The sequence below is a fragment of the Roseovarius tolerans genome (genome assembly GCF_900109855.1).
GTDB classification, from domain to species: Bacteria; Pseudomonadota; Alphaproteobacteria; order Rhodobacterales; family Rhodobacteraceae; genus Roseovarius; species Roseovarius tolerans.
Genome location: NZ_FOBO01000008.1, coordinates 91,323 through 105,048, shown reverse-complemented (window position 1 = coordinate 105,048; position 13,726 = coordinate 91,323). Strand labels below are relative to the sequence as shown.

The 13,726-nt window shown below is 64.2% G+C and carries 16 protein-coding genes; 10 read left to right on the top strand and 6 right to left on the bottom strand.

Features of this window, described 5'->3' with window-relative positions:
* Positions 1 to 66: 66 nt before the first annotated feature.
* From yajC to BMX04_RS09730, 9 genes are read left to right on the top strand one after another with little or no spacing between them, the layout of a single operon-like run.
* On the top strand, positions 67 to 348 hold the full coding sequence (gene yajC, locus BMX04_RS09770; RefSeq protein ID WP_050661171.1) for a preprotein translocase subunit YajC: 282 nt from the start codon (positions 67 to 69) through the stop codon (positions 346 to 348).
* Between the two features lie 45 nt (positions 349 to 393).
* On the top strand, positions 394 to 3,027 hold the full coding sequence (locus tag BMX04_RS09765) for a protein translocase subunit SecDF (RefSeq protein WP_074786059.1): 2,634 nt from the start codon (positions 394 to 396) through the stop codon (positions 3,025 to 3,027).
* Complete coding sequence (locus tag BMX04_RS09760; protein ID WP_074786058.1) at positions 3,020 to 3,772, top strand: sulfite exporter TauE/SafE family protein; 753 nt, start codon at positions 3,020 to 3,022, stop codon at positions 3,770 to 3,772. Before BMX04_RS09765 ends, BMX04_RS09760 begins: the two co-directional genes overlap by 8 nt.
* Positions 3,773 to 3,785: 13 nt before the next feature.
* Positions 3,786 to 4,139 carry an Mth938-like domain-containing protein gene (locus BMX04_RS09755; RefSeq protein WP_074786057.1) on the top strand — a complete coding sequence of 118 codons (354 nt, stop codon included), beginning with the start codon at positions 3,786 to 3,788 and terminating at the stop codon, positions 4,137 to 4,139.
* Between the two features lie 56 nt (positions 4,140 to 4,195).
* A complete protein-coding gene (gene ccmA, locus BMX04_RS09750) occupies positions 4,196 to 4,813 on the top strand; it encodes a heme ABC exporter ATP-binding protein CcmA (protein WP_074786056.1) in 618 nt (205 codons plus the stop codon).
* Complete coding sequence (gene ccmB / locus BMX04_RS09745) at positions 4,810 to 5,466, top strand: heme exporter protein CcmB (RefSeq protein WP_050661176.1); 657 nt, start codon at positions 4,810 to 4,812, stop codon at positions 5,464 to 5,466. Before ccmA ends, ccmB begins: the two co-directional genes overlap by 4 nt.
* A 14-nt stretch (positions 5,467 to 5,480) precedes the next feature.
* On the top strand, positions 5,481 to 6,221 hold the full coding sequence (locus BMX04_RS09740; RefSeq protein ID WP_050661286.1) for a heme ABC transporter permease: 741 nt from the start codon (positions 5,481 to 5,483) through the stop codon (positions 6,219 to 6,221).
* The gene (gene ccmD, locus BMX04_RS09735; protein WP_050661177.1) at positions 6,218 to 6,376 is read left to right on the top strand and encodes a heme exporter protein CcmD; all 159 of its coding nucleotides are present in this window, start codon (positions 6,218 to 6,220) and stop codon (positions 6,374 to 6,376) included. The genes BMX04_RS09740 and ccmD overlap by 4 nt, the downstream gene beginning before the upstream one ends.
* Positions 6,369 to 6,905, top strand: coding sequence for a DsbE family thiol:disulfide interchange protein (locus BMX04_RS09730; RefSeq protein ID WP_074786055.1), 537 nt, complete (start codon positions 6,369 to 6,371; stop codon positions 6,903 to 6,905). The genes ccmD and BMX04_RS09730 overlap by 8 nt, the downstream gene beginning before the upstream one ends.
* 12 nt (positions 6,906 to 6,917) lie before the next feature.
* Here the strand turns inward: BMX04_RS09730 and idi are convergent, their stop codons facing one another.
* The 6 genes from idi to BMX04_RS09700 form a co-directional block, all read right to left on the bottom strand.
* Positions 6,918 to 7,433: an isopentenyl-diphosphate Delta-isomerase gene (gene idi, locus BMX04_RS09725; RefSeq protein WP_074786054.1), complete on the bottom strand. Its 516-nt coding sequence runs from the start codon at positions 7,431 to 7,433 to the stop codon at positions 6,918 to 6,920.
* Positions 7,430 to 8,608, bottom strand: coding sequence for a geranylgeranyl diphosphate reductase (locus BMX04_RS09720; RefSeq protein ID WP_074786053.1), 1,179 nt, complete (start codon positions 8,606 to 8,608; stop codon positions 7,430 to 7,432). Before BMX04_RS09720 ends, idi begins: the two co-directional genes overlap by 4 nt.
* Positions 8,609 to 8,610: 2 nt before the next feature.
* Positions 8,611 to 9,906, bottom strand: coding sequence for a BCD family MFS transporter (locus BMX04_RS09715; RefSeq protein WP_074786052.1), 1,296 nt, complete (start codon positions 9,904 to 9,906; stop codon positions 8,611 to 8,613).
* On the bottom strand, positions 9,903 to 10,814 hold the full coding sequence (gene chlG / locus BMX04_RS09710; RefSeq protein WP_074786051.1) for a chlorophyll synthase ChlG: 912 nt from the start codon (positions 10,812 to 10,814) through the stop codon (positions 9,903 to 9,905). The genes BMX04_RS09715 and chlG overlap by 4 nt, the downstream gene beginning before the upstream one ends.
* Before the next feature lie 333 nt (positions 10,815 to 11,147).
* Positions 11,148 to 12,572: a transcriptional regulator PpsR gene (gene ppsR / locus BMX04_RS09705; protein ID WP_074786050.1), complete on the bottom strand. Its 1,425-nt coding sequence runs from the start codon at positions 12,570 to 12,572 to the stop codon at positions 11,148 to 11,150.
* A gap of 33 nt (positions 12,573 to 12,605) precedes the next feature.
* Positions 12,606 to 13,409, bottom strand: coding sequence for a cobalamin B12-binding domain-containing protein (locus tag BMX04_RS09700; RefSeq protein WP_244888516.1), 804 nt, complete (start codon positions 13,407 to 13,409; stop codon positions 12,606 to 12,608).
* 114 nt (positions 13,410 to 13,523) lie between these two features.
* On the opposite strand from BMX04_RS09700, the gene BMX04_RS19565 reads away from it, so the two are divergent.
* The gene (locus BMX04_RS19565) at positions 13,524 to 13,688 is read left to right on the top strand and encodes a hypothetical protein (protein ID WP_217644453.1); all 165 of its coding nucleotides are present in this window, start codon (positions 13,524 to 13,526) and stop codon (positions 13,686 to 13,688) included.
* The last annotated feature ends 38 nt before the right edge of the window (positions 13,689 to 13,726 follow it).

The window sequence follows — 13,726 nt, the reverse complement described above, 5'->3', positions numbered from 1 at the left end:
CGACCTTAGGTTCCGGCTCAATTCGCGGGGCCTCCGCCCCGGCACCTCAGACAAGGACAAGACCCAATGGAAGCCTTCGGCCAGTTCATTCCCCTCATCCTGATTTTCGTGATCATGTATTTCCTGCTGATCCGTCCGCAGCAGAAAAAACTCAAGGAACACAAGGCGATGGTCGATGCGCTGCGCCGTGGCGATCAGATCGTGACCCAAGGCGGGCTGATCGGCAAGGTGGCCAAGGTCAAGGACGACAACGAGATCGAGGTCGAGCTGTCCGAGGGCGTCAAGGTCCGCGTCGTGCGCTCCACCATCGCGCAGGTCCTCTCCAAGACAGAGCCCGCCGAGGGCTGAGTCCCACTTTCACTTGCGCGCCTAACCCATTGAAAAGGCAATATCATGTTGCAAATCGACCTGTGGAAACGCCTTGCCATAATGGGCCTTGTCGCGCTCGGGCTGCTGCTCGCCCTGCCCAATGGTTTCTACTCCCGGGTCGAGACGCATAATGACGCAGCCGCCGCCATCGAGGCCGGCGCCGACCCCGCCGCCCTGCAGGACGAACTCGCCCTCTGGCCCGACTGGATGCCGTCGAGCCTCGTCAATCTCGGCCTCGACCTGCGCGGCGGCGCCCACCTCCTCGCCGAGGTTCAGGTTGAGGATGTCTATGCCGCACGGGTCGAAGGGATGTGGCCCGAGGTCCGCGATCTCCTGCGCGAAGAGCGCGACCGCGTCGGCCCGATCCGCTTGCAAAACTCTGAAAACGCTGAACTTCGTGTCCGTCTGGTTGAGCGCCCCGAGATGGCCCAAGAGGCCGCGAGCCTCGTGCGCGGCCTCGCCCGTCCGGTCACCAGCCTGACCGGCGCGGGCTCCACCGATATCGACGTGACCACCGACGGGGCCGAGGTGATCATCCGCCTCAGCGAGGCCGAACAACGCGCCACCGATGAGCGCACCGTGCGTCAGGCTTTGGAAATCATCCGCCGCCGCATCGACGAAACCGGCACCCGCGAGCCGACGATCATGCGCCAGGGCGCCGACCGCGTCCTGATCCAGGTGCCCGGCATCGGCTCCGCCGCCGAACTCAAGGAATTGATCGGCACCACCGCGCAACTCACCTTCCAGCCCGTGGTCAGCCGCTCCTCCAGCGCCGATGAAAACCCTGGCGTCGGCAACGAAATCCTGCCCTCGCTCGACGAGGACGGCGTCTATTACATCCTCGAACGCACCCCCGTTGTCACCGGCGAGGAACTGGTCGACGCGCAGCCCGATTTCGACCAGAACGGACGGCCTGCAGTGTCGTTCCGCTTCAACCCGACCGGGGCGCGAAAATTCGGCGATTACACCGCCGACAATATCGGCAATCCCTTCGCCATCGTGCTCGATGGCGAGGTGATCAGCGCCCCGGTGATCCAGAGCCATATCCCCGGCGGATCGGGCATCATCACCGGCAATTTCTCCGTTGAGGAAAGCACCCAGCTGGCCGTGCTCCTGCGCGCGGGCGCGCTGCCCGCCGGTCTAGAATTTCTCGAGGAACGCACCGTCGGACCGGAACTCGGCGCAGACAGCATCGAGGCCGGCAAGCTCGCCTGTATCGTCGCCTTCGTCCTCGTGCTGGCCTATATGGTCGCCTCCTACGGGCGCTTCGGCATCTTCGCCAATATCGCCCTCATTATCAATGTCGGGCTGATCTTCGGCCTGCTCAGCCTGATCGGCGCGACGCTCACCCTGCCCGGCATCGCCGGGATCGTGCTGACCATCGGCATGGCGGTGGATGCCAACGTGCTGGTCTTCGAGCGCATCAAGGAAGAGATGAAGACCGCCAAGGGGGCCGCCCGCGCCATCGAACTGGGCTATGAAAAGGCGATGAGCGCCATCGTCGACGCCAATATCACCACCTTCCTCACGGCCCTGATCCTCTATGCCATGGGCTCTGGCCCGGTGCGCGGCTTTGCGATCACGCTTGGCCTTGGCATCATCACTTCGGTCTTCACCGCGCTCTTCGTCACCCGCCTGATCGCGGTCATGTGGTTCGAACGCAAGCGCCCAAAGACCGTGCTCACGGGCCGCGCGCTGCGCCTTGTACCTGAGCAGACCTCGCTCGATTTCTTCAGCCGGTGGAAGCTGTGGCTAGGGATTTCCGGCGTGATGATCCTCGTCGCACTTGGCTCTTTCGGGCTGCAGGGGCTGAATTTCGGGATTGATTTCAAGGGCGGCACCACGATCCGCACCCAAAGCACCGAGCCGGTGGATGTCGGCCAATACCGCGACGCGGTCGGCTCTCTGGGCTTGGGCGATATCTCCATCACCGAGGTATTCGACCCCACGTTCGGCCCCGATGAAAACGTCGCCATGGTCCGCATTCAGGCGCAGGACGACACCGAGAGCGTGACACCGGAAGTGATCTCCGACGTCGAGGCAGCCCTGCAATCGGCGGTGCCGGATATCGAATTCACCTCCGTCGAAAGTGTCGGGCCCAAGGTCTCGGGAGAGCTTATTCAGGCCGCGATCATCGCCGTCGCCCTCGCCATCGGGGCGGTGCTGGTCTATATCTGGCTGCGCTTCGAGTGGCAGTTCGCCGTCGGCGCGGTGATCGCCCTTGTGCATGACGTGGCGCTTACCGTGGGCGTGTTCTCGGAATTGCAGATCCAGTTCGATCTGGCGATCATCGCCGCCCTTCTTACCATCGTGGGCTATTCGCTCAACGACACGGTGGTGGTCTTTGACCGGGTCCGTGAGAACCTGCGCAAATACAAGCAGAAGCCGCTGCGCGAAGTGCTCAACATTTCGATCAACGAAACCCTGAGCCGCACGATGATGACCTCCGTCACCACCCTGCTGGCGCTCTTCGCGCTCTACTTCTTGGGCGGTGACGTGATCCGCGGCTTTGTCTTCGCGATGATCTGGGGCGTGATCGTCGGCACCTACTCGTCGATCTTCGTGGCCTCGACGGTGCTGATGTGGCTCGGGGTCAAGCGCGACTGGTCCAAGCCCGACGCCAATGCCGGGACGCAATTCGCCAATGTAGATGCCTGAGGCACTCGGCACAGCCCTTGCCACGCCGGGGCTGCCCTGGCTCTTGCTGGCGATTGGCGTGGCGGGGATCGTGCGCGGCTTTACCGGTTTTGGAACGGCGCTGATCTTCGTGCCCGTGGCGGGGATATTTCTCGCGCCGCAAATCGTGGTCGGGGTGATGATGCTCACCGGGCTGGTCAGTTCGGCGGCACTCCTGCCGCGCGCCTGGGGACAGGCAAACCGGCGCGAGGTCGGGTTGCTGGCGCTTGCCGCAGTGCTGACCGTACCGCTTGGTCTGTGGCTGATGACACGGCTCGATCCGGTGCTGATCCGCTGGTGCGTGGCGGTGATCGCCGCCATCACGCTGGCCGCACTGATCTCTGGCTGGCGCTTCTCTGGCCGGGTCAATCGCCCGCAGCTTGCGGGCATCGGGGCCGCAGCGGGGGGCATCGGCGGGCTGACCGGGCTCACCGGGCCTGCCGTGATCCTGTTCTACCTTGCCGGGCAGTCGGTAGCGCAGCGGGTGCGGGCCAACACCATCCTTTTCCTCGCCGTCCTCGACGTGGTGATCGTGGCCAACCTGCTGGTGCGCGGCACCGTAACCGTTGGTCTTGTGACGCTCGCGCTGGTGCTGGCGGTGCCTTACCTCATCACCTCACTGATCGGACAGGCGCTGTTTGACCCGCGCCACGAGCGGCTCTACCGTTGGGCGGCCTATGCCGTGATCGGCCTTGCCGTGCTGAGCGGCCTGCCACTCTGGACGTGAAGGAGACACTGCCATGCAGATGACCGAAATCAGCTTTGCCGGAGCCACGCCGATTGACGGCTACGGGCCCGGATTCTTCCGCGTCGCAGGTGAGGTGATGGAGGGCGCGATCCTCGTGACCGTGAAATCGGCGCGCGGCTGGGGCGGGTTTGATGATAAAAAGCCCCTGTTGGACCTCGCCCAAGAGGTCGACGTGATCTTCATCGGCACCGGCGCCGAGGTGGCCCATATCCCCGCCGATCTGCGCCACGCGCTGGAAGAGGCCAATGTCGGTGTCGAGACGATGAGTTCCCCCGCCGCCTGCCGCACCTATAACGTGCTCCTCTCTGAGGGGCGGCGCGTGGCGGTGGCGGCATTGCCCGTGTGACGATGCGCGCAGCCTTGGCGCTTTTCGCGCGCCCGGTTTCGGGCTAAAGCAGGCGCATGATGCTGACCGTAACCGATCTGAGCATAGCACGCGGCGGAATACCCGTCCTCGAAGGGCTGAACCTGAGGCTCGGGGCCGGTCAGGCGATGGTGCTGCGCGGGCCCAATGGCATCGGCAAGACCACGCTTTTGCGCACCATCGCAGGGTTGCAGCCGCCGCTGTCGGGACAGGTTCATGTGACACCCGAAAGCCTCGTCTACGCGGGCCATGCCGACGGGATCAAGCCGACGCTCACGGTCACGGAGAACCTCAACTTCTGGGCGCAAGCGTTTGGAAATCATGATATTTCCGCCGCAATCGCCGCCTTCGCCCTCGGCCCCTTGGCCGCGCGTCCCGCAGGTGCGCTCTCGGCCGGGCAGAAACGCAGGCTCGGCCTTGCGCGCCTTCTGGTGACCGGCCGCGCGATATGGGTACTGGACGAGCCGACCGTCTCGCTCGACACGGACGCCGTTGCGATGTTCGCCGCCGCCGTGCGCGCCCATCTGGCACAGGGTGGGGCCGCGCTCATCGCCACGCATATCGACCTTGGCCTTGCCGAGGCTCAGCTGCTCGATGTCGGGCCCCTCCGGGCCAAGCCGCTCGATATCGAAGATTTCGACGGGGCCTTCCTGTGATCGCGCTGCTGATGCGCGATATCCGGCTGGCGATGCGCGCCGGGGGCGGCTTTGGCCTTGGCCTGTCGTTCTTCCTGATCGTCGTGGTGCTGGTGCCCTTCGGCGTCGGCCCACAAAGCGCGCTTCTCTCGAAGATCGCGCCGGGCATCCTGTGGCTCGGCGCGCTTCTGGCCTGCCTGCTGTCGCTCGACCGGATCTTCGCCCTCGACTGGGAAGATGGCAGCCTCGACCTGCTCGCCACCTCGCCCCTGCCGATGGAGGGAATCGTCAGCGTCAAGGCGCTCGCCCACTGGCTGACCACGGGCCTGCCACTTGTCTTGGTGGCCCCGGTTCTGGGCGTGCTGCTGAACCTGCCCGAGGCGGGCTTTTTGTGGCTCACCCTCTCGCTCGCCCTCGGCACCCCCGCACTCAGCGTGATCGGCACGTTCGGCGCGGCGTTGACCGTCGGCCTCAAACGCGGCGGATTGCTCCTCAGCCTGCTTGTGCTGCCGCTCTACGTGCCTACATTGATCTTCGGAGCCGAGATGGCGCGGCGCGGCGCGGAAGGGTTTGATATCACCACGCCGCTGCTGCTACTCGCGGGGATCACCTGCGGCACCATCGCGCTTTTGCCTTTTGCCTCGGCTGCGGTATTGAGGGTCAACCTGCGATGAACAAAGGAAACGGGATGAGCCTGAATTCGCTCTGGGAATATGCCAATCCCAAGAAATTCATCCAGACCACCGACCGCGTCTTGCCGTGGGTCGCGTGGTCGGCCGCACTCACGCTGGTGGTGGGGCTGGTCTGGGGGTTTTTCTTCACGCCGGATGACTACCGGCAGGGCTCCACCGTCAAGATCATCTACCTGCATGTGCCTGCGGCGCTGATGGCGATCAACGCATGGATGATGATGCTCGTCACCTCGCTGGTCTGGATCGTGCGCCGCCATCACGTCAGCGCCCTCGCCGCCCGCGCCGCCGCCCCCGTGGGGATGATCATGACGGTGATCGCGCTGCTGACCGGGGCGATCTGGGGTCAACCGATGTGGGGCACATGGTGGGCCTGGGATCCGCGCCTCACGAGCTTCTTGATCCTGTTCCTCTTCTATCTCGGCTATATCGCCCTGTGGGAGGCGATCGAGAATGACGACACCGCCGCCGATCTCACCTCGATCCTGTGTCTGGTGGGCTCGGTCTTTGCGCTGCTCAGCCGCTACGCGGTGAATTTCTGGAATCAGGGGCTGCATCAGGGCGCGTCGCTCAGCCTCGACAAGGAGGAAAACGTGGCCGATGTGTTCTGGTACCCGCTGCTGGTGGCGATGGCCGGGTTTGTCCTGCTGTTCATCGCGCTGGTGCTGATGCGCACCCGAACCGAGATCCGCGCGCGGCGCATGCGCGCGCTGCTGGCCCGCGAAAGGATGGGCGCATGATGCCTGATCTGGGAAAATATGCCGACGCGGTGCTGTCGTCCTATGCCGTCTCATTGGTGCTGTTGGCACTGATCGTCTGGCTCAGCCTGCGCCGCTCCAAACGCATCAAGAGCGACCTCGAAGAGGTTGAACGCAAGGTGAAATCCAATGGCTAAGCTGTCACCTCTGATGATTGCCCCGCTGGTGATCTTCGCCGGTTTCGCGGGGCTGGCCCTCGTCGGGCTGGGGCGCGACAACCCGAATGAATTGCCCTCTGCCTTGCAAGGCAAGACCGCACCCGCGGTCGCGGTCACGTCGTTGGGCGACGGTGCCCCCTTCACCGATGCCGATTTGCGCGCGGGCGATGTCACCCTCGTTAACTACTGGGCCAGCTGGTGTGCGCCCTGCCGGGTCGAACACCCCAACCTCGAAGAACTCGCCGAAAGCGGCCTCACCATCTACGGCGTGAACTACAAGGACAAGTCGGGCAATGCGCTCGGGTTTCTGGAAGAGTTGGGCAATCCCTACACGGCGCTCGGTGCCGATGCACAGGGCCGCATGGCGCTTGATTGGGGCGTCTACGGCGTGCCGGAAACCTATGTGATCGACGGCGACGGGCAGATCGTGCTGCGCTTTGCCGGGCCGATCACCGACCGGGTGATGGAAAAAACCCTTCTGCCCGCGATTGAGGCGGCGCGGCAGTAAACCGGCCCGACGTCACGCGAAAATCTGCGCCCGGTGCTCTTCGAGATAGATCCGCAACCACGGGGTAAATCGCGACGGATCATCCGCGATCCGCGCGCGCAAATCGTCCATGGCGCACCATTCCACCTCCATCACCTCGTCGGGATTGGGGGTGACGGGAATGGGCGACGCGACCTCGGCGGTGAAAATATCGACCACCTCATGTTCGATCAGGCCGTTTCCCACATCGGCGCGGTATTCCACGCGGTCGCGATACCCTAGGTCCAGCCCGGTTATTCCCAGTTCCTCATCCAGCCGACGGTGCGCGCAGGTCGCAGGGTCTTCGCCCCAATTCGGATGCGTGCAGCAGGTATTCGCCCACAGGCCCGGCGTGTGATACTTGCCCAAGGCGCGCCGCTGCAACAGCACCCGCTCGCCACACATCACGAAGACCGACACCGCCTTGTGCCGCAGCCCGCGCCGATGCACCTCCAGCTTCTCGACAGCGACCAGATCGCCGCCCACCCATGTCGGGATCATCACGCTCATGTATAGACCGCCGGCACCAGCCGGGTCAGATGCGCGAGGTTCTTCAATCCGATCCTGAGATGCGCCATCGGGCGGGCCTTCACCAGTTTCTTGTTCATATAGGCCTCGAAAGTGAGGCGCTGCACGTCGATATCATGGCAGAGCGAGACGAACCGCTCGCGCCGCTCATCCGACTTGTAATAGGCATTCTGCATCGAGGCCAGCACCCGGAACACGGTTTTATGCTCGCGCATGAAGAGCTGCCGGGCCAGCCGCAGGTCCTTCACCCGCCCCGACGCAAGGCACGCCGCCGCCGCCGTCGCGGCCACCCGACCGCCGACCATGGCATAGTAGATGCCTTCACCCGAGGACGGCGCAACCACCCCCGCCGCATCGCCCGCCAGCACCACGTCGCGGCCATTGTCCCAGCAATCGAGCGGCTTGAGCGGGATCGGCGCGCCCTCGCGGCGAATGGTCGGGCAATCGGCAAGCCCGCTGGAAACGCGCAACGCCGCCGTCGCCTGTTTCAGATCCACCCCCTTGACCATCGACCCCATGCCGACGCTCGCCGATTTGCCATGCGGGAACACCCAGCCGTAGAAATCCGGCGAGATCGCGCCGTCATAGATCACGTCACAGCGCGCCGGGTCATAGGCCCCAGTGGCCTGCGGGGCCTCGATGATCTCGTGATAGGCGATGACATAGGGTATCTTGTCGCCGCCCGGCACCTCGTCCCGCGCCACGTTCGAGCGCGCGCCATCCGCGCCGATAATCAGCCGGGTCTCAAGCCGACGCTCCTCGCCGCTCGCCTTGTCACGGTAGATCACGGCGGGCGCATCGCCCGCGCGGTCGATCCGCAGATAGGTGCCAGTGACCCGCTTGGCCCCGGCCGATGCTGCGCGGGCGCGCAGGAACTCGTCGAAATGCTCGCGATCCACCATGCCGACAAAGCCGTTCTCGATGGGGATGTCCACATGTCGCCCGGTGGGCGAAATCATCCGCGCGGTGCTGATCTTGGCCACAAGCTGTTCGTCTGGCAGATCGAAATCCGCAATCAGGCGCGGCGGGATCGCCCCGCCGCAAGGCTTGATCCGCCCATCCCGATCCAGCAGCGCCACGCTGTGACCCGAGCGCGCCAGATCCTCGGCCGCCGTAGCCCCCGAGGGGCCACCGCCAACGATAACAACATCATACATGCTCATTCTCCCGGAACGAGGGTCGCAGCACCGCGGTCACGACCGTGATCAATCACCCTCAGCGCCAGAAGCGCCGAGAGCACGAATAAAGCAGCCTCAAAGGCAAAGACCGCGCCAAAGGCGGGGGCATCCGCCACCATCACCCGGCGCATCACATCGACCGCTGCGGCACCGACCAGCCCGCCAAAGCCCGCCGCAATCGCCTGCGCCGCACCCCAGAGCCCCATGCGCGTGCCCTCGCGCGATCCGCGCCCCTGCCCCGCAAGCGCCATCATCGCGCCGATAGCCGCCACCGCGAACATGCCGTTGAAGAACCCCAGCAACACAACCGCCGGCACCAACGCCGAGGCCACGCCCGACGCCCCGAGTGCCGTGATCACCCCCAAGGACATGGCCGAGCCAAGACAACCCGCCACCACCCAATGCCGGATGGAGCCAAGCCGCAGCCCCGTGGCCGCGATACCCACCGTCAGCATGCCCAGAAACACGCCCCCGTTCTGCGCGCCCGACAGCTGCGTGGATTGCCCCGGCGTCATGCCAAAGACCAGCCCGGCATAAGGCTCCAGGATCAGTTCCTGCATGAAGTAGGCGGTCATCGACAGGAAGACGAAAATCGTGAAGTTGCGCGCCTCGGGTTCGGCCCAGATCTCGGCCAAACCCTCGCGGAACCGCACAGGGCCGTCCGCCTTGAGCGGCTGCGCGCCGGTGCGCGCCTCAATGCCCCAGATCGCCAGCATGGTCAGAACGACCGCACCCACGCTCACGATACCAACGATCCGCAGCAGCAGCGCAGGTGTATAGGGATCAAGAAACGCGCCCACGGTGCCCGCCGTTATGGCGATCCCCGCGATCATCATCAGCCAGGTAATCGTCGCCGCTGCTGCGCGCCTGCGCGCCGCACAGGCCGTTGCCAGCAGCGCCAGAAGCGAGGTGCCCGACGCCCCTGCCCCCAAACCGATCAGCGCATAGGCCAGAATCGACAGCGCCAGCCCCGCGCCAAACTGCGTCCCCATCATCACCACGCCAAGCGCGGCCATCCAGCCGCCCGCCGCCAGCACCGCCATGCCGCCGATGATCCAGCGGGTACGGTTGCCCGAGGTATCCGACAGAAAGCCCCAATTCGGCCGGGTGATCTGAATGCCGTAATGCAGCCCCACCAGAAGCCCCGGCAGCACCGCAGGCAGCGCCAGTTCCACCACCATCAGCCGGTTCAGTGTCGAGGTGGTGAGCACCACCACCGCGCCAAGGCACATCTGCACCAGACCCATGCGAAAGATTTGCAGCCAGCTCAGGTTCATCCCACCCCTCCGATCGTGCGAATGGCAAAGGCGGCGATCATCATGCCGGTGACATATGCGGTCACGCCCGTGCCGTTATACCAGGGCGCGCGGCCCTTGGGATCGGAGAGCAGAATGCGCATCGCCCAGAGTTGTGCCAGAACAAGCAAACCGATGGCAGCGGCATGAAACGGACGGTCCCAGGCCAGCAAAAGCCCGATCACCGCCAGCTGCGGCAGCGCCATGACCACGCAGGCCACCCGCGCCGCGCGCTCAGGCCCAAGCGTGACGGGCAGCGAGTTGACCCCGGTCTGCCGGTCGCCTTCCAGCGCCTTGAAATCATTGAGTGTCATGATGCCATGCGCGCCAAGCGCATAGAGCGCTGCAATGATCACCACCTCACCCGCAGGCGCACCGGCGGCCAGAACGGCGGCCCCGGTAAACCACGGCAGCCCCTCATAACACAGCCCCACAAGGCCCGGACCCCAGACGCCCGACCGCTTGAGCCGCACCGGCTCCGCCGAATAGGCCCAGGCCGCGAGCACGCCAAAGACGGTCGCACCAAAGCCCCACGGCCCCAGCGTCGAGCCAAGCACCAGCGCGAGGCCACTCATTGCCAGCGCGATCCACAGACCCCACCGGCCCGGAATGGCCCCTGAAGGGATCGGCCGGTCGGGCTCGTTGATCGCGTCCACATGCCGGTCGCACCAGTCATTCGCCGCCTGGCTCATGCCACAGACCACCGGCCCGGCCAGCACCATCCCGATCAGCACCAGCCAGGGCGCGGATGTCAGCGGCACACCCGACGAGACGACGCCGCATAGATAGGCCCAGATCGGCGGAAACCACGTGATCGGCTTGATCAGCGTGAGCATGGCGCGCGGTTTCGGCAGGCGGCGCGCATCGCGTAATGAATAAGTGACACTCATAGTGTCAACTAAACTATACATTGCGAGTCGGATAAAGGGTTTTGTTGTGGTGACGGGGGATATGGCCTGTCAGTTTTGGGCTTAAGGGCACTTTGCCGTGAGCCGCGCATCGACGGGCCGTGGTGCGGCGATCCAACGCCTGTTCGTCACACCTTTATCTCCGCCAAGTCAGGAAAACATCCATGTGATGCGCAGGTTGCAGCCAAATCGCCGTGCCGTCGGGGCGGTCCGTCGATGCGCGGCGGTCTTCGACCGCGTATCGCGCAGGTGCTTTGATCCAAGAACGGCAGCAACAAGCAAAACCCCGCCCTGAGCACCCCCCAGAGCTAAACCTCACCCCTCGCTGTCGGAGTTCAGGATCCCGTATTTGCGCAGTTTGACGTAGAGGCTCTGGCGCGACAGGCCCAGCATTTCCGCCGCTGCAACCCGGTTGTTGCCGGTCAGCTGCACCGCCGTCTCGATGCACATCTTCTCGACCACATCTGAGGTGGCCGAGACCAGTTCCTTCAACGACGCCGTGCCGACCAGATCCATGACGTTCTTCATCGCCTCGTCGCTCACCGCGACCGCGCCCTCGGCGGCCGGGTAATCGCTCGGCGTCTGCTCGCGCAGGATCAGGCCAAAGCCCAGATCGCCCCCGCGATGACGCAGCCGGGCGGCGGAGATCGCCACCGGCGCACGGGTGCCGACGATGCTCTTGACCTGCGCGGCATAGCTGCGCATCCGCCCCGACTTGGCCGCCGTCTCCAGGATCAGCTTGAGATCGACCGCGCCTCGCAACAGGAATTCCGACAGCGACTGCTCCTTGACGTCCCGCAACTGCGCGGCATCCGCCATGATCAGGAACGCTTCGTTGGCGTCGCGGATCATACCCTTGGAATCGGTCAGCACGATCGCATCACTGGAGGCCGCAAAGAGCGCCGCAAGCGCCTGGGTAAACTCCGGTCCGCTGGCATCCTTCTCATCGACCAGATTGATCCGGCACAACAGCACCAGATCGCCCGAGGCGCGGAAAAACTCCGGGAATACCATGACGATGCGCCCGTTGCGCCGCGCCACCACCTCGACCCCCTTGGTCTCGCTGGCCTGGGCCGCGCCATGCACCGCCTCCATGAACTCGCCACGACGGCGGCCCTCGAAGGCCTGCGCGAACGCGGTGCCCGCCAACGTGTCGGGCTTGGAGCCAAGCAGATGCGCCGCCGCACTGTTGATGTCGCGAATACGCCCGCTCTCGGGATCGACCAGCGCCATCGGCGTCTCGGACGCCTCCAGCACGACGCGGTAATAGGTCTCGCCGCCGCGCAGGCGCTGCTGGTCGCGCTCGCGGGCCTGCTGTTCGCGCAACAGACGCTGCTGCACCTCGGCGACGGGCTGCATGTCGCGCCCCAACAATAGAACGCCCTGCCCGGTGACCCGGTGCAGCGTGTAGCGCACCGGAAATTCCCAGGTGGCGTTGTCGATGTGATTGAGCTCGACCGGACGCGGCACGGCCTTGGGGTCACCCAGCATCTCGCGTCGGCGCGCGGTGAATTTCTCTTCGCTCTCAGACGTCAGGAAACTGATGAACTCGCGCCCGACCCAATGATCAAGACAGCCCAGGGACGGGCATTCCGGACTGACCGAAATCCCCGACACGACACCGGCCTCGTCCACCATCACGGCGATATCCGAGGCCTGCTCTATGATATTGTCGACGGCCCCCGGATCAGGAAGAGCACCAGCGCACAGTCGTTCCGATGTCCGTTCCTGCTTGGTCACACCTTTACTCCGGTTTTACGCGCCCTCCCGCTCTTACAGAGCCGAGTCGAACGGCAGTTCTTGTCCGACCGCAGCCAGACCGCATCGTTCGATCGCTTCGCGGATCGACGTCACGGCATGATCTGCCCCGGTGCGGCGCTCTATCATCCGCGCGTCGTCAACGACGCGGCCACCAATGACGATCGGCGGGCAGTCAGGATTGTTAGCCCGGATGTAATCTATTAATTCCGTCACCTTTTCAACCGTTTTCCGCGTCGCCACACTCAAGCCCAGCATGGAAAAGCGGCCACTCGAGATAAGCTTGGTCAATTCCTCGCGATTAAGCCCGATCCCCATGTGAACCCAGAGCCCGTGCCGACGGAATTGATCCGCCGCGACAAACGCCCCAAGCGAGTGGTGCTCGAACTCGGGAATGATCATCAGAACCGACTGGCCAAGCGGGATGCTGCGGTCCATCCAGCGATCGAATCCGTCCTCGCCATAGCTGCGAAAGAGCGCCTGAAGCCGCGACGCGCCAAGCGTCACGTCGACGAAACTGGCGCGGTCCTGCACCCACATTTCGCCCAGCACGCGGGCAGCATCGGGGATATAGGATTGGAACACCTCGCGCTGCGTCACACCCTTGGCGATCAGCGACGAGATCACCGCCTTGTGGCTGGTCTCCGATTCCGACACCAGCGCCGCGCAAAGCTGCGTGATCCATTCGTCGCGCGTCTTGGGTTCCGTGTTGTGGCTCGCCGAGGCGACGGATCGCAGCGCGGACTCAACCAGAAAGCGAATTCCCTTGCCCTGTCCGCCGGATATTCCGGGCTGCCCCTCTTGTCCCTCGTCTTGCATGTTATCCCCTCCTCCAAGCCCGTCGCAGCGACCTCGCATGCAATGGCACGCATCTAAGCAACTGAGATTGATTTAGTCTGCGCGCGCGAAGGTCAAATGTCAAAATTTTCTGACATGTTTGATGTCAAACCCGCTAGCACACTGAATTCCCGTTTCATTATTTTCATTTTTCTGCCGTGCAGCAAGGCTATTTTGATTGATCGCGGTGACTGGTCGATTCTTGAAAGGGCGTCCAGAACGGGTGACATTCGCGAAATGACAGGTGTAAATTATAATTGACACTTTGCCCGTCCCGCACTTAGCATGAACCAAGACAA